This is a genomic window from Streptomyces sp. NPDC000941, assembly GCF_053599555.1.
In genome coordinates, this window is the sequence record NZ_JBSFMM010000054.1 from 34946 (window position 1) to 55470 (window position 20525).

Consider the following 20525-nt stretch of genomic DNA (forward strand, 5'->3'; position numbering starts at 1 on the left):
CAGGCGCCTAGGAGCGTTCGGCCTTGGCCGACTCGATCTCCCTGCGCACCCGGCCGGCCGGATACCGGGCGACCGGATGACCGTACGGCGCCAAGGCCCGGTCGGCCGCGTCAGGAGACGGCTCGCGTACGTCGGCGACCAGCACGGTGGTGCCCGGCGGGACCTCGGCGGCCAGCATCTCCAGGGCGGCGCTCACGCCCGCATCCGCACCCTCACCGCCGCCCCGCCCCGCGCCCATACCCTCGCGCGTGTCCCGCGCCGCGCCGACGAACCCACCCTCCCCGAAGCCGATCATGATGCCGAGCGGCCCGCCCAGAAGGCCCACGAGCCCGCCCATCAGGTCGTCCATGGTGAAGCAGCGGGCGCCGGCGCTGTTCACGCAGTCCGGCAGATCAAGCGTCCCGTCCACGGCCCGCGCGATCACCGCGCCCTCGCACAGCACCAGCGTGCCCTCGTCATCCGCGCGGAGCAGTGCGTCGAGCGCCCGAGGGGCCGCTTCCGGCCCCGGAAGATCCATAAACAAGATGTTCTCGGCCATACCCCCACTCTTGCCGCAGACCGGCCCTCACGCACCTCGTGACCACCGCATAAGCAGGGCACACGAGGTGCGCAGGGGACGCCGATCAGCCGTACGCGGGGGCGCTGCCGGTCAGCCGTTGGCCGCGAACTTCTGGCTGATCGCGTCGAACACGCCCTTGGCCTCACTGCCCAGATGCGGCCCGGCGAGCCAGGTGTGCGCATTGGAGCTGATGGAGGTGTTGGACACCAGCGTCGTCTTGCCACCGCGGTTCACCAGCCATCCGCCACCGGACGAGCCGCCGGTCATCGTGCAGCCGATCCGGTACATCGTCGGCGCGCTCGGCGAGAACGACAGCCGGTTGGGCCGGTCCAGGCAGTTGAACATCAGCGCGCCGTCGTACGGCGGCGCGGCCGGGTAGCCGTACGCGCCGATCGAGCTGACCTGGTTCGCCGACGGCGCGTCGAACCACACCGGGACCGCGGCCCCGACCGTCTCCTGCAGCGACTTGCCGCCGCCGTTCTCCGGCTTCAGATGGAGCACCGCGAAGTCGTACGACGAGGCGACGTTGCCGGTGTGGGCGCCCCCGTCGATCCACTGCGAGGAGGTCTGCGACCAGTCCGCCCACCACACGCCGTACGGGGCGACCTCCTGGCTCGCGGCGGTCTCGGTCCGGTTGGCGGGCAGCCCGTTGTCGTTGTACGACGGCACGAAGACGATGTTCCGCATCCAGCCGCCCTGCTTGCCGGAGTGCACACAGTGGCCCGCCGTCCACACCAGGTTGGACTTGCCCGGGTGGGCCGGGTCCTCGACGACCGTTCCCGAGCAGACCATCGGCCCGTCGGGGCTGTCGAAGAAGACCCTGCCGACCGGCGCCATGTTCTGGTGGTACGGCCGCGAGACCTGCTTGGCCTGAATAGCGGACGGCTCGGGGTCGGTGGCCGCCTGGCCCGCACCGGCGCTCTGCGTGGCGACGGTGCTCGGCGAGTCCTTGGCCTTGGCCATCCGGGACGGCTGCCAGAAGTTCTTGATGACGGGGTTGGCGAAATCGGAAGCCTTGCGGGCCCAGTCGTCCCAGTTCTTCCAGCCGCCGTCCTTCCACTTCTTCAGGTCGTCCAGACTGGTCGGCACCCCGTCCGGAATCTTCAGGCCTTCCTTCTCCTTGCCCTTGTCCCCGGTGGTGGCCGAAGCGCTCGGCTCGGACCCGGCGTTGTCGTCGCTCGGCCCACAGGCCGTGGCGGTGACCGCGAGCAGCGCGGCCATGGCCGCGACGGCCGCGGCGGAGCGGCGTATGGATGGCATTGGAGCGTCGTCCCCCTGTGTGCTGCTGTGCCGCGCATGTTGGTTGCGCGTGAAGCCGTCTTCCAACTGCCCCTTCTGGGACAGACCCCCCACTATGCCCGCACCTCAGGCCACAGCCGTCACCTGGTTCACAGCCCGCACACAACACAAACCGGGTCGGCACGATTCCATGACATCGCTTCGATGCGCATTGACGGAGTGAGTACTCACTCCGTACCGTGGACGGCATGGCAGAACCACCGGCCCGGCGGCGCGCACCGGGCATGAGCACCGAGCAGCGCCGGGCGATGATCGTCGCGGCCGCGCTCCCGCTGGTCGCCGAGTACGGCGCCGCGGTGACCACGGCGCAGATCGCCCGCGCCGCCGGTATCGGCGAGGCGACGATCTTCCGCGCCTTCAAGGACAAGGAGGAGGTGCTGGCCGCCTGCACGGCCGAGGCGATGAACCCCAGCCATGTGCTGCGCGAGCTGGCCTCCATCTCCCTCGACCAGCCGCTCGCCGACCGGCTGACCGAGGCGGCCGAGGCGATGCGGGCCCATCTGACGCGGATGGGCGCGGTGGCCGGGGCCCTGCACGCCTCGGGCCACCGCCGCGAACGCACCCCCGCCGCCCGGCCAACCGGCGACCGACCGACCGCCGCCCGGCCAACCGCCGCCCCACCGACCGGCGCCCGACCAACCAGCGGCCGGACCTCGACCTCCGACAACCCGCACGACGGCCCCGACCGGCCGGCGGACAGCCGGGAGACATCGATGCGGGCGACCCGCGACGCCCTGACCGAACTCGTCGAGCCCGACCGGGCGACCCTGCGCCTGCCCCCCGAACGAATCGCTTCGATCTTCCTCGGCATGCTCTTCACCCAGCTGCACTTCGGCGCCGAGGGCGCCGACGTCGATCCGGTGGAGTTCGTCGACGTCCTCCTGCACGGCACCCTCAACCGACCCGGGAGCGGCACATGACCGTCACGCTGAACCACACCATCGTCCCCGCCGCCGACCACCGCGAGGCGGCCCGCTTCTTCGCCTCCGTCATGGGCCTGGAGGAACTGCCCCCCGCGGGCCGCAACGGCCACTTCGCCCCCGTACGGGTGAACAACACGCTCACCCTGGACTTCATGACCGTGACCGCCCCCGAAGGGCACCACCTGGCCTTCGACGTGGACCCGGCCACCTTCGACGCGATCCTGTCCCGGATCCGCACGGCAGGCATCCCGTACGGCAACGACCCCACCCAGCCCGACAACAGCCGGATCGACCATCCCCTGTGCCCCCGGGGCCTGTTCTTCCAGGACGAGACGGGAAACCTGTACGAGGTGATGTCCCCGGCGTGACGGTTTGACAGGCTGACGGGCACGAGGCCCGCCATACGGCAGCGTCGTCTCAGGCCACGACCTCATCCAGATACAGCGCCGCGAGGCGCGGCAGACGGCGACTCATCTCCTCGTCGTCGTCGAAGTCGAAGTCCTCACCCATGTCCGCCTCGGAACCGCCGCTCACACCCCGCAGGGACCGGTGACGCTTCCGCTCCTCGTAGAAGTCCTCCGCGTCCCCAGCGACCCGCTCGAACGCCCTGCTCGCCGCATAGTTGACTTCCTCGTAGAACAGGGCCTCATCGACGCCGCCAGCCACGGCCTCGATCACGGCCGGGTGCTGCGCGAGGCTGTCCGGGTCGGCGGCCGCGCGCTCGTACCACTCGCGGCCCAGCGCGATCAGCCCGGCGCGGAAGTCGATGAAGCTGTCGTCGGAGCAGCCGCCGCCGATGAGATAGGCGGCGGCCCAGACGTCCCACCGATAGACGGCGCCGTGTATCTCGTCGAACCGCGTCTGGAATTCGATGATTTCTTCCTTCGAAAGCGCGGCGAGCAGGTCGACCAGCACCTCGTCGAAAGGCTTGTCGCCAGGCTTCCCGTCCGGGCCGGCCGCCCGCGCGGGTTCGATGACGGTCCAGAAGCGATCCGTGTCCATGTGGTCGACTGTGCCACGGGGGTCTGACAACGCAGGGAGGAGACGCACGGTGAAGATCGGCTCGGCACGTGCCACCGCGGCCCGGTGGGTGGACCGGTACGCCCGCCCCGAACCCGGTTTCCGCGGGGCGTACTTCAGCGGCTCGACGGTCGGCCTGCCGGACGCCGCCGAGCTGCCGCCGACCTCCGACGTCGACGTCGTGGTCGTCACCGCCGAGGACGATCCCCCGGCCAAACCAGGCAAACTCCGCCACGACGGCACCCTGCTGGAGATCAGCTATCTGCCCTGGGCACAGCTCGCCCCGCCCGACGCCGTGCTCGCCTCGTACCACCTGGCCGGCAGCTTCCGCACCGACACGGTCATCGACGACCCCACCGGCCGGCTGCGCGCCCTGCACGCCCACGTCTCGCGCGACTTCGCCGCCACGCCCTGGGTGCGCCGCAGATGCGAGGACGCCCGCCGCCGGATCGAGCGCGGGCTGGCGGCGATCGACGCGTCGGCGCCGTTCCACGAACAGGTGACGTCCTGGCTGTTCCCCACCGGTGTGACCACCCATGTGCTGCTCGTCGCCGCCCTGCGCAACCCCACCGTACGGCTGCGCTACCTGGCCGCACGCGAAGCCCTCGCCGACCACGGCCGGCTCGACTTCTACCCCGAACTCCTCGACCTCCTCGGCTGCGCCCAGCTGCCCGCCGAGCGCGTCCGGCGCCATCTGCGGGAGCTGGCCGAGACGTTCGACGCCACGGCCGCCCTCGCGAAAACGCCGTTCTTCTTCAGCAGCGACATCACCCCGGCGGCGCGGCCCATCGCGATCGACGGCAGCCAGGCCCTCATCGACCGCGGCCGCCACCACGAGGCGGTCTTCTGGATCATCGCGACCTTCGCCCGCTGCCACACCATCCTGGCCGCCGACGCCCCCGACACCCACCAGGCGCTCACCCCGCCCTTCCGCGCCGCCCTCGCCGACCTCGGCATCGCCTCGACGCCCGACCTCCTCCACCGCGCCGAGGAGGTCACCCGTTTCCTCCCCCGCCTCTGGCAGACCGCCGAGGCCATCACCCGCGCAGCGGCGCGCTGATCGCCCCGGCGAGGATCACGACGGGATCAGGTGAGGCGGCTCAGTCGGAGTTGCACCACAGCAGCACGCCCGGCCCGTCCGGCGTCGTGACGGGGACCCACGCCTCGTCGGCCTCGGCGAGCCGGCCCTCGTCGAGCCGCAGCGAACGCGGCTCCTCGTTCGTACCGTCGCAGACCCAGAAGGTCACACCCGCGACGATCTCCCGCAGCTTGGCCAACTCGTCGGCCGTCCACTGGTGATTCCAGGTCCCGGCCCCTCGGAAATGCCCCTCGAACATCTCGCACAGCCCGTCGAGCTCATCGGGCGCGTACACCGGCACCAAATATCCCTCGACCCGCCCCTGCCGGCAGGCCGTTCCGCCGTACTGCTGCTGGTAGGACACCCCGGTGGCCGCCTCGACCACCACATAGATCCATTCCTCCGACGCCCCGTCGGGGTCGAGGAAGACAAAACGCTGACCGGCCATGCCCGCAGTCTGTGGCCCCGCGCCCAGTGCCTCAACAGGATTTCCGCGGGGGCGCTGTCGGCCATCGGCACCCTCGGCCATCGGCACTGTCAGTGGCCGGCGCTGTCAGTGGCCGACGCTGTCAGTGGCCGGCGCTGTCAGTGGCCGGATGCACCATGGGCGACATGGCACGTACCGACCCGACCGCCACCGCCCCACCCGCGTGGGGCGTCCAGCACACCCTGTGTCTGCCCACCGAGGACGCGGCGCGGCAGGCCGCCGCGGAGCTGGCCGCGGGCGGGCATCGGCTGGTCGCGATACGGGCCCATGACCACTTCCGGTCGGATCCGTCGAGCTTCTGGTACGGCAAGCCGTCGCTCGACCCCGAACTGGCCGGCTGGTGGCAGGTGTTCTCGCTCGCGGTCCACTCCGGCCACGACCGCCGGGCGCTGGGGCCGTTCCTCCGCCATGAGCACATACGGATCGCCGGGGTCGCCCGGTCCCGCGGCGGGTTCCATCAGGGCTGCGCCGAGGGGCACGCGGCCACCCTGCAGCAGGTCTTCACCCGGGACGGCCTGGTGCACGAGCGCACCACGGCCGAGGTCGCCCCGCCCGTCCCGCTGCCCACCGATCCGGCCCCGCCCGCCCCGGGGCCGCGGTGGACCGGTCCGGCATCCGCCGAACCGCACCGGCCGGAGGATGTCGTCCGGGCTGTGGTGGCGGTGGCGGAGCGGATGTACGGCAGCGCGGACGGGGCGCCCGGAGCCGTCGCGTGGCTGTTGGCGGAGGACTTCGCCTTCGGGGAGCCGTACGAGACCACGGGCGCGTTCCTGGGCGACCTGGCCGATGCCGTGGCCCACCAGGGCGACTGCACCGACGAAACCGTCGATGCCGTCCCCTTCCTGGCCGAGTTGGCGCGCGACGGCGCGATTCCGCCCGCGGTCCGGGTGAGCGTGCTCGGCGACCTGCTCCAACTCGCGTCCGCCGGCGCCTCGCTCGCCGTCTTCACGGCCGACCGCGTCGCCGCGCTCGGCGACGTATGGCAGGAGCCGGCCGGCATACAGATGACGCGGCGGGCGATCGGCCGCGCGCTGCCGGGCCTCCTGGACCGCTGGGGCGAGGAGACCGACGCGGCCCGGTTCGTACTCGCCGCGCTGGCCGCCACCGCGGCACCGGAGGGCGTCGGCACCCGCCTCGTCCCCCGTCTGAAGGATCTCCCCGCCCCGGCCGGCTCACCCCGCGCCGACACGGTCGCCCTGATCGCCGCGCTCCTGGGCGACGACGACAGGGGCCTCGGCACCGCCCTGCACCGCCTGGCCTCCTGGCGCCCCACCCTCGCGGAGCGGACCGCCTCGCCCCACGCCGCTGCCCGGCAGGTGGCCGTGGCCGTGCTCCCGGCCCTCGTCATGGAGGATGTGTGCCAAGGCTCTGACCAGGTCTGATAACAAAGGTCTGGACCTCGTTGAACGGTTCGCCGCGCACGGCCGTATCTCGGCTGCGAAAGGCACCGCACAGCACGGACCGATCCAACGAGGAGTTCCGCATGTCCCGGAAGCGTCGTGTGACCCGGCCCCAGAAGATCGCCCTGACCATCGGCGCCGTAGGTCTCGTGGGCGGCGGCCTCGCCGTCGGCGTCGGGGTCAGCCAGGCATCGGAGACCACTCAGGCCAAGGCGCCCACGGAGAACTGCGCCGGGCTCGACACCGCGCTGCGGAACAATCTGAACTTCATCGCCGGCCAACAGGCCAACCCCGACGCCCAGTCGGAGGCGAGGATCGCCAACCGCCAGGAGGTGGTGAAGCAGATCCAGCAGCGCCGCCAGGTGGCAGGCTGCACCGAGACCGTCACGCCCTCCACCCCCACCACCGCCCCGACCTCCGCCCCGACGGCGGCTGACCCCGAGACCACCGCCCCGGCCACCTCCCCAGCGACCGGCGGCGGCCAGCAGCCGGGCGGCGACGCAGGCGGTGACACCGGCGGGGCCTCCGGCGAGGTGGTCTGCGCCGGCTCCACGGTCACCCTCTCCGGCGAGGAGGGCGCGCCCGCCGCCTCCAGCAACCAGTTCCCGATCGGCACCCGGCTCAAGGTCACCAATCTGGACAACAACAAGTCCACCACGGTCAGTGTGACCTCGACCTCGGGCAGCTGCGCGCTGCTCAACAACGCCGCGTTCGAGCAGGTACGCGAGCCCGGGAAGTTCCTCATCCGCCGAGCCGTCATCGAGCGCGTGGGCTGACCGCCCGCCGATCAAGGCCCATTATGGGCCGCCATGGCCCGTTATGGCCCGTCATGGCGCGTCATGGCGCGGAGACGTCCATGGCATGGGCCCCGAGCACCACGGCGACGACGAGGCAGCCGACGGCGACCCCGGCGGCTGCCCGCCGCAGCGGCACCTTCCCGGGAAGCAACCGGCGCGGCAGGACGAGACTCAGCGCCGCGCCGACCCACGCGAGGGCCACCAGCCGCGGAAGCCATGCCTCCGCCCGGTCGTTCACCTGGTAGCAGTGCTCGGCACGCGGTCCGGCTTCGCCGAAGTAGAAGAGGCAGTCGCTGCCGAAGTTCTCGGTGCCGACCGCGGCGATCCCCCACCACACGGCGGCGAGGAGGGCCGCGGCCACCGCGATTCCGAAGGCCGCGCGGTCGCTGCCGACACGCGCCGCGGAGGTGCCCATACCCCGATCCCCTGCCTCAGCCGCGCTGGGGAGAGATCCCGTACGGGGCGACGACGGGCAGTCGGGCGCATTCGCGGCAGGCGCGGGCGGAGGCCGCGATCCGTACGTGCGAGGCGATGGTGACGAGGCCGACGCCCACGCTGACCAGCCAGTTCCCAGCCAGGGCCGATGCGGTGGTGAACGTCACGGCGCTGATCGCCATGGCCACACAGGCGGCGGTGCCGGTCCAAGCGACCATCAGTGGAAGCCGCCGCGGGGTGGGCAGCCAGCGGGCCAGCGCGCCGGTGGCGGCCAGCGACGCCGCCGCCAGCAGCGCGGCTGCGGTCGCTACGCCACCCACATGGACGGCCAGGACCTCAACGGAGTGCGGCATGCCCCGGCCGCGGTCGACGATCGCCAGCACATACCAGCAGAGGATCAGGAACGGCACGATGAGCGCGACGCGGCGCGCGGTGTGGCGGGCCTGGGCGATGGTGAGCTCCCGCTGAAAGGCGGGCGCGATGTCCTTGACGCTCCCGAAGCCGTCGACCGCCTGACGCGCGGCGCGGCCGTCGGCGCTTCCCCCTCCGGCGATGTCCGCCGCGGCGTCGTTGAGCGCGTCACGCGCCTCGGTCAGCATCCGCTCCTTGACCCGCACCGGCCCGTGCAGGGCGCCCGCCAGCGCGGCGACATGCTCGTCAATCGGGTCGAGGCCGGGCGCGGCGCCGCGGTCGAGCGCCGTCACGTGGCCGGCCTCGGTGCCGGAGCGGGTTCCAAAACAGCACCGATCGCGGCGGTGAGCTCGCGCCAGGCCGTACGCTCCTCGGCCAGGCTGCGCCGCCCGGCGTCGGTCAGCTCGTAACAGCGGCGGCGGCGCTCGCCGACCGACTGCCAGTCGCTGCGCAGCAGCCCGAGCCGCTCCAGCCGGTTGAGCGCCGGATACATCGTGCCCGTCCGCAGTTCCAGGGCGCCGCCGCTGCGCTGCTGAACCGCCGTGATGATCGCGTAGCCGTGCAACGGCCCCTGCTCCAGCACGGACAGCAGCAGTGCGTCCAGGTGCCCGCGTACCGCATCTCCCTTCACAGTAGGCAGCCTACCTATCCACCTGTAGACCCGCTATATATTGGCAGCCAACATGTAGGCTACTTACTTAAACGGAGTCACAGTGACCAAGCTGCTGTTGTCCGTACACGTCCTGGCCGCGATCCTGGCGATCGGGCCGATCGCCGTGGCCGCCTCGGTCTTCCCTCGCTTCGCCCGCGACCCCGGCGACGCCCGGGAGCCAGACGACCGCGAGCCCCACGACCGGCGCGGCCCCGCGATAGCCGCGTTCCTGCACCGCGTCTGTCGCGGCTACACCGTCGTCGGCCTGGCCGTCCCGGTCTTCGGCCTCGCCACCGGCGCCCAACTCGGCGTCCTGGGCGACGCCTGGCTCATCACCTCGATCGTGCTGACCACCATCGCCGCCGCCCTCCTGGCGCTGGCCATCCTCCCCGCCCAACAACGCCTGCTGGCCGCACCGGACGGCACGGAGACCGCCGGGAACACGCGGGCAGCGGCGGTGACCCGGCTGGCCATGACCACCGGGATCTTCAATCTGCTGTGGGCGATCGTGGTCGTCCTGATGATCGTCCGCCCCGGCTCCACCACAGGAGCGTGACCGCCGTGCGCACCCTGCGGATCGCGGCCGCCGTCGAGGCGATATCCCTCGCGGCCCTGTTGCTCAACCTGGTCACCGTCCACACCAAGGCCATCACCGCCCTCGGCGGCCCGGTGCACGGTATGTGCTACCTCACGGTCATCGTCTGCACCTGGATGACCCCTACCCCCACCCCCACCGCCACCTCCACCGTCCGCTGGCTCGCCGCCATCCCAGGCATCGGCGGCCTGCTCGTCCTCCGCCGAATCCAGCCCCAAGGAGCCTGAGATGCCCGACAAGGAGCATGAGACGACCGACCCGTACGCCGGGCTGCCGTTCCCCCGCACCGACCTGGCCTTAAAAGCCCTGCGCCGGGCCCGCGACCTCGAATCCCCAGCGATCTTCAACCACAGCCTGCGCACCTATCTCTACGGGCGTTCCCTCGGCGAGCGTCAGGGACTGCAGCCCGGCCACGACTACGACGACGAGTTACTGTTCGTCGGCTGCGCGCTGCACGACGCCGGACTGAGCCGCGAAGGCGACGGCGACCAGACCTTCGACCTCGACGGCGCCGACCTGGCCGCCCGCTTCCTCACCGACCAAGGCATGGCCGCCGACCGCGTCGAGGTCGTCTGGGACGCCATCGCCCTCCATCTGCACGCCGACCTGGCCGCCCGCAAACGCCCGGAGATCGCTCTGGTCACCGCGGGCGCCGGCTACGATCTCGGCCCGGACCCCGAACACCCACTGCCCCCGGCTACGCCGACCAGGTCCACGCCGTACTCCCCCGTCTGCACGCCGCCGCAGTGCTCTACGACACGATCGTCGACCAGGCACTCGCCAAACCCCACAAAGCCCCGCCGTTCACCATGCCCGGCGAACTCCTCCGCCAGAAAACCGGCACCCTGGCCCACCTGGCAACAGCTGATGACCCAAGAGCCGAGCTGGCACGACTACGACCAGTACCCGCCGACCACTTGAACACCACTGGTACGACCCGAACCCCGCTTCCCGTCCGGCCGGTCGGCGCGGCCGCGGCCGGACGGGAGCCAGCCCGAAGGGGCGGGTAGGTTACTCGTCGCCGATCCCGTCGCCCCCGGCGTCCCCGGCGTCCGTATCCGGTACGGGAAGGCGGAGCCCGCGCGACTCGGCGACGCGCAGGGCATCGCTGAGGCACTCGGCGAGCCGGATTCCGGAGTACCGCACCTCGGTGTAGGGCGACATGGGATCACCCAGCACCTTGCGCGCGAAGCCGAGCACCTCCGCACCCGTGGCCAGCAGCCGGGCCTCTGTCACGTCGGCGAGGCGCGAGAGGTGCCCGCCCTCACTGCCTGCCGAGAGGTAGCACGGCCTCCCCTCCGGGGACAGCCAGGGCAGCAGCCGGAGCGCGGCGGCCTGCTGCATCGACTTTGTCGACTCCGTCGGCTCCATCAGGCGGCCGCCTTCAACCTGCGGGTCGGACGGGTGCCTGCGCGATGGGTTCCCGTGCCGGGGGTGAGCAGAAGGTTCAACCACTGGGCGGTGTGGCGGATAAGGTTCCGCATGTCGACGCTCCTTGTAAGCGTTGGCCATGCCCCGGGAGGTCTAGCTCACCTCGCCGGGGTCTTTATCGGCCCGAGGCTACATCGGGGTATAGCCCTCTGCATACAAGTGCAGAGGGATCCACTCGATTGTGTAGGTCAACGGATGCCTATGTTGGACAAATGAGCGATGCAGAGGAGACGAAGTCGCCCTTGGACCCGATGAGCGCGAGGCCGCTCTACGTCCAGCTGGCCGACATCATCGCCGGGAAGATCAAGTCCGGGGAGCTGGCGCCGGACAGGCCGATCCCCTCCGAGAACCACCTCGCCGACGAGTACGGAGTGGCACGCCTCACCGCACGGCGCGCCGCGCAGGAACTCCGCGAGCGAGGGCTGATCATCACCGTACGCGGCAAGGGCTCGTTCGTTATGGAGCCGCCACCTGCCGACACGCCCGACGAAGACGAAACCGCCAGCTAACGGCTCCACTCCCTCAGGAGTGCCGGTGATACGCCTTGTTGGCGATGCGCCAGCTGTCGCCGACGCGGACCAGCAGGAAGACATCGGTGAACGTGTCCGCGCCATGCGAGAGCGTCATCGTGGCGGTCGCGACGGTGCCGTGGACATCGGTGGAGTCGATGCGGCGGGAGCGGGTCGGTTCGTCCGGGGCCGGCCGTCCCTGGAAGAGAGCGCAGTACTCGTCCAGGGGCCACGAGACGAATGCGCCGTCCCGGATTCCCTCGATGTGGGCGGTGGGCAGGAACGCGTCACGGAAGTGGGCGGGGTCGCCAGTGGCGTGTCCGCGGATGTACGCGCGCAGCGGTTCGCGCACGGCGTCCTCGACGGCGGGGACCGTGGCGGCGACGGCGATGTCGGCCTCCGAGTCAGCAGGCGTACCGGCCAGGCCGGCCGCACTGCGCAAGGGGGTGCCCGACGCGGCGGCCAGCAGAGCCATGTCCTTGACCAGCGCACCGATCGTGAACTCGGCCGTCGCAGCGGACGGCTCGCCGAGGAGGAAGTGTCGCTTGCGGCCCACGAGCCCGCCGAGCTGGCCGAGTTCGAGGACATCCAGCACCTGGGTACGGGGCAGGCCGAGGGCGTCGGCCTGCCGCAGTGAGTCACGCAGCGCGAGGACGGCGCCGGCGAGGCTGTTGTTGGCGATCAGTTTGAGCGCGGCGGCGGTGGAGGCGTCGTCCACGCGCCGGACGGTACCCAGGGTTTCCAGAACCGGTCGGGCTCGACCGAGCGTGTCCTGGTCGGCGGCGGCAAGGATCTGCAGGGTGCCGGCAGCAGCGGCCGGTACGGAGCCGAGCACGGGCGCGTGGACATAGGACGGGCCGAGTTGTCGGGCCAGTTTCGACGCCTCGGCGGAGGCGATCGTGCTCGTGTTCAGCACGATCGCGTCCGTACGCAGCGAATCGCGGACGTCGTCGAGGACCTGCTGGCAGGCAGGTCCGTCGAACAGTGACAGGAGCACGAGGTCGGCCTTCGCCACGGCGGCGCTCGGATCGCCGGTCACCTTGACGATGCCTGATGTGCGCCCGGAGCGTGTCCAGCCGACGACGTCCCAGCCCTGGGCGGCGAGTCGTGTCGCGAGCGCGGCGCCCATGCGCCCCAAGCCGAGGACAGCGAGGGTGTGTGGCGTGTGTGGTGCGGTCATGCGCGCCACAGTGGTGCACCGCGAGGGCTGCGACAAGCGCAGATTTAGCAAGTCAGCCCTGCGAGACAGGCATACCAACTCGGCATACTGGCACCCATGGACCTGACCGTATGGCGGACCTTCGTGACCGTATGCCGCCTCGGGTCGCTGTCGGCGGCGGCTACCGAGCTCAACCACACGCAATCGGCCGTCTCCCGGCAGATCGCCGGGCTGGAGCGGCAGATCGGTGTACCGCTGGTGGATCGCCATGCGCGCGGTGTGCGTCCGACTGCCGCGGGCGAGGTGTTCCGGCGCCACGCCCTGGCCACGCTCAACGAGGCCGACCGCGCCGTACGCGCCGCGCGAGACGTTCACGACGGGTCGTGCGGTCGGCCGCTGGCTGTCGGCGCCGCCCCCTCCCTGGCCTCCGGGGTCGTCCCCGAGGCCATCCGGGGCTTGCTGAAGCAGGCCGGATCCATTCGGTGGAGCCTGGTCCCCGGCCTGAGCGCGCAGCTGCACCAGCGCGTGATCGACGGCGATCTCGACATCGCCGTCGTCACCGATGCACCGCCGGGGCTGCCCCATGACCCGCGGGTCGATCGGCGGTTCCTCGGCCTGGACGACATGGTCGTCGTCCTGCCCGTCGGCCATCCGCAGGCCGGGGCCGGCCCGGTGCACATACGGACGCTGGCCGACCAGACCTGGGTCGAGGACAATGACGGCTCGGCGGCACTCCTGCGCCAGCACGCCGCCCGCGCCGGAGTCAGCGCCCGTATCGACCTCACCGCGGCCGATCTGTACGGCAAGCTGGCCCTGGTCGCAACCGGTCATGCCATCGCGTTGGTGCCCGGGGTGCTGACGTGCGCGCTGCGGACCGACGTCACCACAGTGGGTCTCGTCGATCCCCCGACCCGGGGCATCTACACGGTCACACCACGCCGCGACCCCCACCCCTGTGCAGGGTCTCTTCACGATCAGCTCGCCGCTGCGTTCGCCTCGGCCCGTCCTACCCACGCCGCTCACCAGCTGGCCGGGGCCGAGCGCCCACCACACCCACGCGCCCGCTGACCAACCCCCCGTGGCCGGAGAACGTCAGCTCAGAGAGCTTTGGTCAAGAGCCGGATCCCTTATGTATCCCGTTCAGGAAAGACGCTTGATCGTTGAGCGCGTCCCGCCTCACAGTGGCGCCATGAGCAATCACTCCGAAGCACCTGTCGCGCCCGTCGAGGCCTTTGAACTGCCCTACTACGTCGCTGTCTTCACTGCGGTGCGAACCGAGGACCAGAGCGGCTACAGCGAGACCGCCGCACGGATGGAAGACCTGGTGAAGGACGTCCCTGGGTACCTGGGGATGGACCAAGCACATACTCCTGGTGGGCTGTCCATCACCGTCGGGTACTTCCGCGACGCCGACGCCCTCACGGAGTGGCGGAGCAACGCCGAGCACCGCGCGGCGCAGAAGCGCGGGCAAGCCGAGTGGTACCAGAGCTACACGCTGCATGTGGCGAAGGTGGAGCGGAGCCACGGGTTCACACGACCGTAGGTGCAACGGCCTCCGACCAAACGTTCTGGTCGGAGGCCGTCTACCTGCGCATGCTCCAGATTCACGATCACTGCGCAGCGGGGTTGTTGTAGTCGTCGAGAAGGGGGCTGTGGCGTTCGGTGAGTGGGCCAACGCCGAGATCTTCACGCATGAGCTTGCGCATCTTGGCGGCTGCTTTGCCGCGTGCCTCCCAGCGGGCGCGGTCCTCTGGACTGCTGACAGCAGTGCCGTCGATATAGCCGTCGCAGATGCGTCGCAGGCAGTGGAACACGCTGTTGGAGGCCTTGACGACGGGTTGGGGCGCGATGAGCCACATCCGTTCTGATGCGACGGCTATGCCTGAATCCCGAAAGGCTTCGCGCAGCGCAAGCGCCCGCTCGTCGTCGGAAGGGTGCTCTCGCTCGGCCAAGGCCCGCAGCCTCTCGCCGAGGACCTTCACGGCGGTGGTGTACTGCGTGTAGATGTCGAGCCGCAGCCGAAGAGCTTCTTTGACATCCTCGTGCTTCCACCGATTCCGATCGGCGATGAGAGTAGCGACGATGCCGATCGCGGCCCCGGCCAGGGTGGAGAGCAGTGGCAACCAATCCATGCGGGACAGCTTGGGCCATCCCGTGACGGCGGCACCAGGTGGGCTTCGAGGACGAACTTCGCCACGTACGGCATCGCTGTAATGGCACAAAAGAGCCCCCGCCGGATTTCTTGAGTTCTAGTGGTCGTCGCAACACCCCAGCTCAGGGGATGCGCTGGGCGGTAGTCAGCCGGTCGACCCGCTTGTTGATGAGGACGGGGCGGCGTCGCAGGTGTTGTCAGATCCCTGGGGCAAGCTCGTGGCCATGCGGACACTCTTCAATGGCGAGTTCAGCGTGGACTACGGCCAAATGTACATCGACGGCCGCACCGAGGCCGACATCCACGAAGGCCCGGAGGACGGCCTCGACGAGTGCTTCATGGGGCAGCGGGCGGGACTGTGCGGGGCGGCCGTGCCTGGACACCTGTTCCTGCTGACCGGCATCAGCAGCGGCGCTGTCCCCCTCACCGTCGAACTGCACGAGGAGGAGCCGTCTTTGGACTACGACGACTGGGAGGACATCGTGGAGACGCCTTTCCGGGCGGCCTCCAATGACACAGCACTGATCGAATGGAGCGGTGAACAGCGGGACCTCGGTCTGCCCGCAGGCACGTACCGCGCCCGCTACCACTGCCGTGGCATGGACAAGGCCGTCGGCACACGGCGGGAGGACGAGCCGGTGCTGGATGAGTATCTGCTCCAGTTCTGGCCGGCCCCGTATGAACACGACCGCATCGTCAAGCAGACCAGCAAATCCGCCGCGTACTGGCACCAGGTCGTGAGCGAACTGCCTGCGCTGCCCACCCCCGATGAACGGGCCGAGGCCGAACGCATCACCCGCGAAAAGGCAGAGCAGGAAGAACGAGAGCTGCGGGAGCGGCGGGAGCGCGCAGAGAAGAAGGAATGGGGCGGGCGGCTGCCCAGCGACCGGCTGCGCAGCGTTGGCAAGGTTGCGGCAGAGATGCGGAGACTCGATGTCGCCCTCGTGCACGCGGTCGACGAGGCCGGGCCAAAGATCCAGCGCGCGATCACTCGTTGGGCCGCGCACCGTTCTTGCGACGTGGCCGGTCTCAGCAGCGTGGATTGGATCGCTCGCGGCCTGGCCGAACTGGACCGGGGCCTGCCCTTCTCCCCACCGCTGGATGACCCGAGGACAGCGCGGAGGTTCCTCTCCTCCGACCCGCAGATTCCCAGCACGGTCATCACACTGCCGGACGGCACCAACGCCTCCCAACAGGAAGTGGCGCTTGTCGCCCTGGTCATCGGGGCGGACCCCGACCCGCTCAAAGCCGTGCTCCTCGCACTTCACGCCGCCGCCGGCGCCCATGGCACGAGATGGCATGATCTGCTCACCGAAGTCCGCAGCGAGTTCCCCGAGACAGCCCACGCTCCGCTACCACTCGCGACCGACCTGCTGTCGCCCAAAAAACGTCGGCATGACGGCAATGCAATATCGATCGTGGCCGTGAAGCGACAGCCGGGCGAGGAGCCGCAATGAGGTTGATCCCCGGGAGTGGACACCGGGTTTCACGCGGTGAGTGACAGCGTAGTTGATGTGATCAGCTGCTGTTCGAACTCGATTGGAGTGAGGTAGCAGTCCGGCACCGTCCGTGGAGCCCGGCACGCGTTCGCCCGCCGCGTCTACCGTGCCTTCGACCGCCTCACCAGCGCCCTCGACCCCTACCGCTGTGACCGGCGCCGTCGGCTGCCCGCCGACGAAGCCATAGACGTGGCGGCAGCCTGGGAGGACGCGGACGCCGAACGTGTACCCCGGACAGTTTTGCAGGAGATCAGCGACCGTCTGGTGCTGGTCACCGTGCGTCTCGCCCACCGCCGTGGCCTGTTCAAGGGCTGGCGAGGCGATATCGGTGTCGACACCACCCCGGTCCCCGCCTGGCATCATCCGCCCAGCGAACGACGCCAACTCGCATCCCTGGAGCTCACCGCCGGCTGGCACTGCTGCGGAGCTGAAGGGATTTGAACCCCTGACCCCCTCGATGCGAACTACGGGCAGGGCGGTCGCTGAGGTCTGCTGGGCTGGTCAGCCGGTCGGCTGGGGCTGGTGGCGGTCGGCTGTGGTTGCGGTGGTTGCTGTACTTCCCTGCTGTACAGCACTCGCTGACCACCACCTTGGACGACGTTTCGTATGGGAATTTGGTCCGCCGTCTTCATGTCTCCCCAGGCGAGAAACAGGGTCCTGCCCGGGGTCAGAGGGTCATGAAGGGCGAGTGTTCGATGAGCAGGAGCTTGCGCAGTGACAAGAGGATCCGCGACAGAACTCGGCGATGCGGCGATGTAGGTACAGACATGACTCCCCCAGCAGCGGTAAGGTACGCGTAGTGGCGTACCTCTTGCAAGGTACGCGCCTAGGCGTACCTTGTCGAGGGGTGAAGTGATGACGGCAGGCGAGTTGGTGCACCCCCGCGCTGAGGAACTGGAAGTGGGGCCGATCCTTTTGGCACTGGCTGACGCGAACCGGCGTCGGGTCATCGCCGAACTGGCCGAACGACCAGATGAAGAGCGGTTGTGCGCTTCCTTCGACCTGCCGGTAGGCAAGTCCAGTCGCACCCGTCACTGGCGAGTACTGCGCGAGGCAGGCTTGGTGTATCAGCGCGACGCCGGGAACGGTCTGTACATGCGTCTCCGGAAGGAGGACCTGGACCGCCGATTCCCGGGCCTGATCCAGGCCGTAATCGCTGCGGACTAGGCGCGCGCTGACCTGCGTCAGCGCGCTGCAAGACGGCAATGGCCGAGGGGTGGCGCGTACCAGCGGTTTCAAGGCTTGACTGTCGTGCAGGTTGGCGCCCGAGACGCCCAGGGCCAGCGGCAGCCCGTTCCGGTCGGTGATGAAGTGGATCTTCGATCCGTTCTTGCCTCGATCGGTTGGATTCGGCCTTAGGAGTTCGTCACGCTGACGCGGTGATCAGTGCGTCGACACCTCGCCCCAGCCTGCGCGGTGCGCGGACGAGTCTCGCGATACGGCGATGTGCACTCCTGTTGCCGTCAACGACTGCCGTCAGGCCACCAGCTCAGCGGGCAATCGCCCCGACTCCAGACCTCTTGATCCGTATGTTCGGCCAGGGGCCTGGTGCGGGCTCTGACAGCTGCCCGGCCTGGTACTCACTGCGGGCCACTGGTGGGAGCCATGTGTCGTTGTTGCCGTCAGAAGACTTCTCATCCGTAGGTCGCCGAGCGAAACCGCCCAGCCGTGGGCTGCCACTTCGGCAGACAGGTTGATTTAAGCCAATCTAGAGACTCGAACACTCACCCCGTCGGGCTGTGTTCTCCCAGTTCCTGGGCTCCTTCGCGCGCCATTCGAGCAGCTCACCCCGGTCTAGACCACCCATAATTCATTGCGCGTGCAGTGAATAATCGCAGGTCAGAGGGTCATTGGGGGCGTCCGAACCCCATCCGTCTGGGCGCGGCCAAAAGTCGATGCCTGCTATCACTGGTCTAGTAATGACCGCCTCTCGCGCATGACTCCCATCGCTCATGAGACGCCTCACTGATCCAGACCATGACCACTCGATGAGCGGAGCCCGTATGAACCGACGGCAGTTAGAAGCACATGATGATCACCCCCAGAACTGTGCGCATGTCACCGGGTGTCAGGCCACCCCGAGCGCGGCGCAGAGCTCACGTGTGCTGGCCTGGCTTCTGCCAACGGCAACACTGCTTGGGTCCCTCGCGGCTCTCATCACAGCGATCAGGAGCTAGGCAGGCAAGGCTCACACCAGGCACGCCCGATAATGCTGTCGTGCCATTGCCCTGGCAGGCGACTGGCACGTCCCTGACGGCCCTCATCCACAGTGATCGGAGCGAGCCTCTGGACAGCGTCCGCAAAGCGCGCTCCGATTGTCTTACCCTGCACTTCATGATCCGAGCTGTGGTGTTCGATGTCGGTGAGTGCCTGGTCGACGAGACGCGCGAGTATGGCACGTGGGCGGATTGGCTGGGCGTGCCCCGACACACGTTCGCGGCGGCGTTCGGCGCCGTGATCGCTCAGGGTCGGGACTACCGCGAAACGTTCCAGGTCTTCCGCCCCGGGTTCGATCTGTCCGAGGAGCGGGAGAAGCGGGCCCAGGCCGGCCAGCCCGAGCACTTTGATGACAGCGATCTGTACTCGGATGTCCGTCCGACGTTGGCGGCGCTGCGGGATGCCGGTCTGTGGGTGGGCATCGCGGGCAACCAGACGGTGCGGGCCGGGGGCATTCTGCGCTCCCTTGACCTTCCGGCGGACTTCATCTGCACGTCCGACGACTGGGGCGTGTCCAAGCCCGACCCGGCGTTCTTCTCCCATGTGGCGGACGCGGCCCCCTGCGAGGCCGAGGAGATCCTTTACGTGGGCGACCGGATGGACAACGACATCCGCCCGGCGGCCAAGGTGGGCATGAAGACGGCGCTGATCCGGCGCGGGCCGTGGGCCACCATCCAATGGGATGATCCGCACGCGGTCGAGATGCCGACCTTCCGCGTGCACAGCCTTGCCGAGTTGCCGGGGCTAGTCGCCAAGCTCAGCGCTGAAGAGCGCTGACGGTCGTTCCCCAGCCGTACATGCGGTCATCCAGATCGCGGACCCACGGCTCGTTACGCCAGGCATGGAGCCGCTTACGTACATCCCGAATCCGGTCCATGCCGACGGCGTACCACGTCACGCTTAGCTGATCGAGTGCTTCATTGGCCCATCGGCAGGCTTCCTCCGGCTTACCGGCTGCGGCCTCCACGGCCGCCAGGTCGCCGAGGATGATCGTCCGCTGTTTGCCGTCGTCGGCGGGTAGATGGTCGAGCACTCCGAGCAGCGTGTCCCGGGCCTGGGCTGTGTGTCCGGCGATCAGTTGCGTGTTGCCCTTGAAGGCGGCCAGGCGGACAGGGGTGAACCAGTCCATCCACACCGGGCATGGCTCATCCGCGTCGCCTTCGGCCAACACGCTTTCGGCGTGGGATATCAAGCGCAGTGCGGTGCGGGTGTCGCCGCACCGCGTCATGCATTCGGCCTCGACGGCGTCAAGCCAGGCGAGCACCATCGCGGGGGCGTTGCCCCTGCGGGCGTAGGCACGGGCGGCGGACATCCGCTCTTCGGCGTCTTCCTTTTGGCCTGCCCAGCCTGGGATGAACGCGGTGTGAGCGAGGATCGCCGCTCCGAGTAGTGCGTCGTCGGCTTCCCCAGCGGCCTGGAGGCCACGCACGAACGCGTTGCCTGCTGCCTGAGGCTGCTGGAGGTCGAAGAAGTCGATACGCCCGGCCAACAGGTAGGACTCGGCGAGTGCGGCGGCAAGGGTGGTGCGGCAGCGGCCGGTTGTCTCCCCCATCAACGCCGTGCCCAGACGTGTGTGTTCCACGACGCTGGCATGGAGTTGGGAAGGCTGCACGGACCAGTACAGGCGTCGGTGAACTGCGGTGATCGCTGCGAAATCGGCGCCCATGGTGGCTGGTTGCGTGGCATGACTCGCGATGGGCAGTGGCCCCGGGGCAGGTCCGATCGCGGGTGCGCCCGATGCTGCGGCCGTTCGCCGACTAGCGCCCGGGGGCTTCCCCACGATTGTGGACACCGGTTGTCATGCGGTGGTGGCCAGCTTATTAGTTGATCGCTGTTCGTAGGTGATCGGGCTGATCTGGCCGAGGCGGGAGTGCCGTCGGCGGATGTTGTAGCGGGTCGCCC

The 20525-nt window shown here is 69.4% G+C and carries 25 protein-coding genes and 2 pseudogenes; 15 read left to right on the forward strand and 12 right to left on the reverse strand.

Features of this window, described 5'->3' with window-relative positions; all coding sequences use genetic code 11:
- Positions 1–7: 7 nt before the first annotated feature.
- Both ACWDSL_RS19390 and ACWDSL_RS19395 read right to left on the reverse strand, forming a co-directional pair.
- Positions 8–538, reverse strand: coding sequence for a DUF1269 domain-containing protein (locus ACWDSL_RS19390; RefSeq protein ID WP_450486899.1), 531 nt, complete (start codon positions 536–538; stop codon positions 8–10).
- Between the two features lie 111 nt (positions 539–649).
- Positions 650–1819, reverse strand: coding sequence for a trypsin-like serine peptidase (locus tag ACWDSL_RS19395; protein WP_450486901.1), 1170 nt, complete (start codon positions 1817–1819; stop codon positions 650–652).
- Positions 1820–2106: 287 nt separating this feature from the next.
- On the opposite strand from ACWDSL_RS19395, the gene ACWDSL_RS19400 reads away from it, so the two are divergent.
- Together ACWDSL_RS19400 and ACWDSL_RS19405 are read left to right on the forward strand one after the other, a co-directional pair.
- Positions 2107–2778, forward strand: coding sequence for a TetR family transcriptional regulator (locus ACWDSL_RS19400; protein WP_450486947.1), 672 nt, complete (start codon positions 2107–2109; stop codon positions 2776–2778).
- Positions 2775–3149, forward strand: a complete 375-nt coding sequence (locus tag ACWDSL_RS19405) for a VOC family protein (protein WP_450486903.1) — start codon at positions 2775–2777, stop codon at positions 3147–3149. Before ACWDSL_RS19400 ends, ACWDSL_RS19405 begins: the two co-directional genes overlap by 4 nt.
- A 49-nt stretch (positions 3150–3198) precedes the next feature.
- Here the strand turns inward: ACWDSL_RS19405 and ACWDSL_RS19410 are convergent, their stop codons facing one another.
- Positions 3199–3783 (reverse strand): DUF4240 domain-containing protein, encoded by a 585-nt coding sequence (locus tag ACWDSL_RS19410; protein ID WP_450486905.1) that lies wholly within the window; start codon positions 3781–3783, stop codon positions 3199–3201.
- Between the two features lie 49 nt (positions 3784–3832).
- Between ACWDSL_RS19410 and ACWDSL_RS19415 the strand changes: the two genes are divergently transcribed.
- Positions 3833–4861: a hypothetical protein gene (locus ACWDSL_RS19415; protein ID WP_450486906.1), complete on the forward strand. Its 1029-nt coding sequence runs from the start codon at positions 3833–3835 to the stop codon at positions 4859–4861.
- A 40-nt stretch (positions 4862–4901) separates the two neighbouring features.
- Here ACWDSL_RS19415 and ACWDSL_RS19420 read toward each other — a convergent pair whose 3' ends face one another.
- Positions 4902–5327: a DUF6210 family protein gene (locus ACWDSL_RS19420; RefSeq protein ID WP_450486908.1), complete on the reverse strand. Its 426-nt coding sequence runs from the start codon at positions 5325–5327 to the stop codon at positions 4902–4904.
- A 164-nt stretch (positions 5328–5491) separates the two neighbouring features.
- Here ACWDSL_RS19420 and ACWDSL_RS19425 point away from each other — a divergent pair, with 164 nt between their 5' ends.
- A complete protein-coding gene (locus ACWDSL_RS19425) occupies positions 5492–6748 on the forward strand; it encodes a hypothetical protein (RefSeq protein WP_450486910.1) in 1257 nt (418 codons plus the stop codon).
- 101 nt (positions 6749–6849) lie between these two features.
- The gene (locus ACWDSL_RS19430) at positions 6850–7542 is read left to right on the forward strand and encodes a hypothetical protein (protein ID WP_450486912.1); all 693 of its coding nucleotides are present in this window, start codon (positions 6850–6852) and stop codon (positions 7540–7542) included.
- Between the two features lie 61 nt (positions 7543–7603).
- On the opposite strand, the gene ACWDSL_RS19435 is transcribed toward ACWDSL_RS19430, so the two are convergent.
- From ACWDSL_RS19435 to ACWDSL_RS19445, 3 genes are read right to left on the reverse strand one after another with little or no spacing between them, the layout of a single operon-like run.
- Positions 7604–7978, reverse strand: a complete 375-nt coding sequence (locus ACWDSL_RS19435; protein WP_450486914.1) for a hypothetical protein — start codon at positions 7976–7978, stop codon at positions 7604–7606.
- 16 nt (positions 7979–7994) lie between these two features.
- On the reverse strand, positions 7995–8702 hold the full coding sequence (locus ACWDSL_RS19440) for a hypothetical protein (protein WP_450486916.1): 708 nt from the start codon (positions 8700–8702) through the stop codon (positions 7995–7997).
- On the reverse strand, positions 8699–9040 hold the full coding sequence (locus tag ACWDSL_RS19445; protein WP_450486918.1) for a PadR family transcriptional regulator: 342 nt from the start codon (positions 9038–9040) through the stop codon (positions 8699–8701). The genes ACWDSL_RS19440 and ACWDSL_RS19445 overlap by 4 nt, the downstream gene beginning before the upstream one ends.
- Before the next feature lie 82 nt (positions 9041–9122).
- Here ACWDSL_RS19445 and ACWDSL_RS19450 point away from each other — a divergent pair, with 82 nt between their 5' ends.
- Genes ACWDSL_RS19450 through ACWDSL_RS19460 form a run of 3 tightly spaced genes read left to right on the forward strand, consistent with a single transcriptional unit; the run spans position 9123 to position 10577 of the window.
- Positions 9123–9617, forward strand: a complete 495-nt coding sequence (locus tag ACWDSL_RS19450; RefSeq protein ID WP_450486920.1) for a hypothetical protein — start codon at positions 9123–9125, stop codon at positions 9615–9617.
- Positions 9614–9883 (forward strand): hypothetical protein, encoded by a 270-nt coding sequence (locus ACWDSL_RS19455; protein ID WP_450486921.1) that lies wholly within the window; start codon positions 9614–9616, stop codon positions 9881–9883. The genes ACWDSL_RS19450 and ACWDSL_RS19455 overlap by 4 nt, the downstream gene beginning before the upstream one ends.
- A 1-nt stretch (position 9884) precedes the next feature.
- Positions 9885–10577 carry an HD domain-containing protein gene (locus tag ACWDSL_RS19460; RefSeq protein ID WP_450486923.1) on the forward strand — a complete coding sequence of 231 codons (693 nt, stop codon included), beginning with the start codon at positions 9885–9887 and terminating at the stop codon, positions 10575–10577.
- A 90-nt stretch (positions 10578–10667) separates the two neighbouring features.
- Here the strand turns inward: ACWDSL_RS19460 and ACWDSL_RS19465 are convergent, their stop codons facing one another.
- Entirely contained in the window at positions 10668–11027 is a 360-nt protein-coding gene (locus ACWDSL_RS19465) for a hypothetical protein (RefSeq protein WP_450486925.1), read from the reverse strand.
- 272 nt (positions 11028–11299) lie between these two features.
- Here ACWDSL_RS19465 and ACWDSL_RS19470 point away from each other — a divergent pair, with 272 nt between their 5' ends.
- A complete protein-coding gene (locus ACWDSL_RS19470; RefSeq protein ID WP_450486927.1) occupies positions 11300–11596 on the forward strand; it encodes a GntR family transcriptional regulator in 297 nt (98 codons plus the stop codon).
- A 13-nt stretch (positions 11597–11609) separates the two neighbouring features.
- Here the strand turns inward: ACWDSL_RS19470 and ACWDSL_RS19475 are convergent, their stop codons facing one another.
- A complete protein-coding gene (locus ACWDSL_RS19475; protein WP_450486929.1) occupies positions 11610–12776 on the reverse strand; it encodes a nuclear transport factor 2 family protein in 1167 nt (388 codons plus the stop codon).
- Positions 12777–12872: 96 nt separating this feature from the next.
- Here ACWDSL_RS19475 and ACWDSL_RS19480 point away from each other — a divergent pair, with 96 nt between their 5' ends.
- Together ACWDSL_RS19480 and ACWDSL_RS19485 are read left to right on the forward strand one after the other, a co-directional pair.
- On the forward strand, positions 12873–13823 hold the full coding sequence (locus ACWDSL_RS19480) for a LysR family transcriptional regulator (RefSeq protein ID WP_450486931.1): 951 nt from the start codon (positions 12873–12875) through the stop codon (positions 13821–13823).
- Positions 13824–13944: 121 nt separating this feature from the next.
- Positions 13945–14298, forward strand: coding sequence for an antibiotic biosynthesis monooxygenase family protein (locus ACWDSL_RS19485; protein ID WP_450486933.1), 354 nt, complete (start codon positions 13945–13947; stop codon positions 14296–14298).
- Between the two features lie 67 nt (positions 14299–14365).
- On the opposite strand, the gene ACWDSL_RS19490 is transcribed toward ACWDSL_RS19485, so the two are convergent.
- Positions 14366–14887 (reverse strand): hypothetical protein, encoded by a 522-nt coding sequence (locus tag ACWDSL_RS19490; RefSeq protein WP_450486935.1) that lies wholly within the window; start codon positions 14885–14887, stop codon positions 14366–14368.
- Between the two features lie 244 nt (positions 14888–15131).
- On the opposite strand from ACWDSL_RS19490, the gene ACWDSL_RS19495 reads away from it, so the two are divergent.
- The 3 genes from ACWDSL_RS19495 (at position 15132) to ACWDSL_RS19505 (ending at position 17573) form a co-directional block, all read left to right on the forward strand.
- A complete protein-coding gene (locus ACWDSL_RS19495) occupies positions 15132–16364 on the forward strand; it encodes a hypothetical protein (protein WP_450486937.1) in 1233 nt (410 codons plus the stop codon).
- Between the two features lie 231 nt (positions 16365–16595).
- Complete coding sequence (locus ACWDSL_RS19500) at positions 16596–16847, forward strand: hypothetical protein (protein ID WP_450486939.1); 252 nt, start codon at positions 16596–16598, stop codon at positions 16845–16847.
- Positions 16848–17261: 414 nt separating this feature from the next.
- On the forward strand, positions 17262–17573 hold the full coding sequence (locus tag ACWDSL_RS19505; RefSeq protein WP_450486941.1) for an ArsR/SmtB family transcription factor: 312 nt from the start codon (positions 17262–17264) through the stop codon (positions 17571–17573).
- 45 nt (positions 17574–17618) lie between these two features.
- Here the strand turns inward: ACWDSL_RS19505 and ACWDSL_RS19510 are convergent.
- Positions 17619–17768, reverse strand: a pseudogene (locus ACWDSL_RS19510) (transposase); the annotation flags it as partial.
- Between the two features lie 972 nt (positions 17769–18740).
- On the opposite strand from ACWDSL_RS19510, the gene ACWDSL_RS19515 reads away from it, so the two are divergent.
- On the forward strand, positions 18741–19400 hold the full coding sequence (locus tag ACWDSL_RS19515; protein WP_450486949.1) for an HAD family hydrolase: 660 nt from the start codon (positions 18741–18743) through the stop codon (positions 19398–19400).
- Here the strand turns inward: ACWDSL_RS19515 and ACWDSL_RS19520 are convergent.
- Positions 19381–20394: pseudogene (locus ACWDSL_RS19520) on the reverse strand (transcriptional regulator); the annotation flags it as partial. The gene ACWDSL_RS19515 and the pseudogene ACWDSL_RS19520 sit on opposite strands and share 20 nt — an antisense overlap.
- Positions 20395–20525 lie beyond the last annotated feature (131 nt).

What these genes read in the sequence shown, in the direction of transcription:
- ACWDSL_RS19390 (WP_450486899.1), bottom strand. Translation starts at nt 538, where the DNA reads ATGGCCGAGAACATCTTGTTTATGGATCTTCCGGGGCCGGAAGCGGCC.
- ACWDSL_RS19395 (WP_450486901.1), bottom strand. Translation starts at nt 1,819, where the DNA reads ATGCCATCCATACGCCGCTCCGCCGCGGCCGTCGCGGCCATGGCCGCG.
- ACWDSL_RS19400 (WP_450486947.1), top strand. Translation starts at nt 2,107, where the DNA reads ATGATCGTCGCGGCCGCGCTCCCGCTGGTCGCCGAGTACGGCGCCGCG.
- ACWDSL_RS19405 (WP_450486903.1), top strand. Translation starts at nt 2,775, where the DNA reads ATGACCGTCACGCTGAACCACACCATCGTCCCCGCCGCCGACCACCGC.
- ACWDSL_RS19410 (WP_450486905.1), bottom strand. Translation starts at nt 3,783, where the DNA reads ATGGACACGGATCGCTTCTGGACCGTCATCGAACCCGCGCGGGCGGCC.
- ACWDSL_RS19420 (WP_450486908.1), bottom strand. Translation starts at nt 5,327, where the DNA reads ATGGCCGGTCAGCGTTTTGTCTTCCTCGACCCCGACGGGGCGTCGGAG.
- ACWDSL_RS19425 (WP_450486910.1), top strand. Translation starts at nt 5,492, where the DNA reads ATGGCACGTACCGACCCGACCGCCACCGCCCCACCCGCGTGGGGCGTC.
- ACWDSL_RS19430 (WP_450486912.1), top strand. Translation starts at nt 6,850, where the DNA reads ATGTCCCGGAAGCGTCGTGTGACCCGGCCCCAGAAGATCGCCCTGACC.
- ACWDSL_RS19435 (WP_450486914.1), bottom strand. Translation starts at nt 7,978, where the DNA reads ATGGGCACCTCCGCGGCGCGTGTCGGCAGCGACCGCGCGGCCTTCGGA.
- ACWDSL_RS19460 (WP_450486923.1), top strand. Translation starts at nt 9,885, where the DNA reads ATGCCCGACAAGGAGCATGAGACGACCGACCCGTACGCCGGGCTGCCG.
- ACWDSL_RS19465 (WP_450486925.1), bottom strand. Translation starts at nt 11,027, where the DNA reads ATGGAGCCGACGGAGTCGACAAAGTCGATGCAGCAGGCCGCCGCGCTC.
- ACWDSL_RS19470 (WP_450486927.1), top strand. Translation starts at nt 11,300, where the DNA reads ATGAGCGATGCAGAGGAGACGAAGTCGCCCTTGGACCCGATGAGCGCG.
- ACWDSL_RS19475 (WP_450486929.1), bottom strand. Translation starts at nt 12,776, where the DNA reads ATGACCGCACCACACACGCCACACACCCTCGCTGTCCTCGGCTTGGGG.
- ACWDSL_RS19480 (WP_450486931.1), top strand. Translation starts at nt 12,873, where the DNA reads ATGGACCTGACCGTATGGCGGACCTTCGTGACCGTATGCCGCCTCGGG.
- ACWDSL_RS19485 (WP_450486933.1), top strand. Translation starts at nt 13,945, where the DNA reads ATGAGCAATCACTCCGAAGCACCTGTCGCGCCCGTCGAGGCCTTTGAA.
- ACWDSL_RS19490 (WP_450486935.1), bottom strand. Translation starts at nt 14,887, where the DNA reads ATGGATTGGTTGCCACTGCTCTCCACCCTGGCCGGGGCCGCGATCGGC.
- ACWDSL_RS19495 (WP_450486937.1), top strand. Translation starts at nt 15,132, where the DNA reads ATGCGGACACTCTTCAATGGCGAGTTCAGCGTGGACTACGGCCAAATG.
- ACWDSL_RS19505 (WP_450486941.1), top strand. Translation starts at nt 17,262, where the DNA reads ATGACGGCAGGCGAGTTGGTGCACCCCCGCGCTGAGGAACTGGAAGTG.
- ACWDSL_RS19515 (WP_450486949.1), top strand. Translation starts at nt 18,741, where the DNA reads ATGATCCGAGCTGTGGTGTTCGATGTCGGTGAGTGCCTGGTCGACGAG.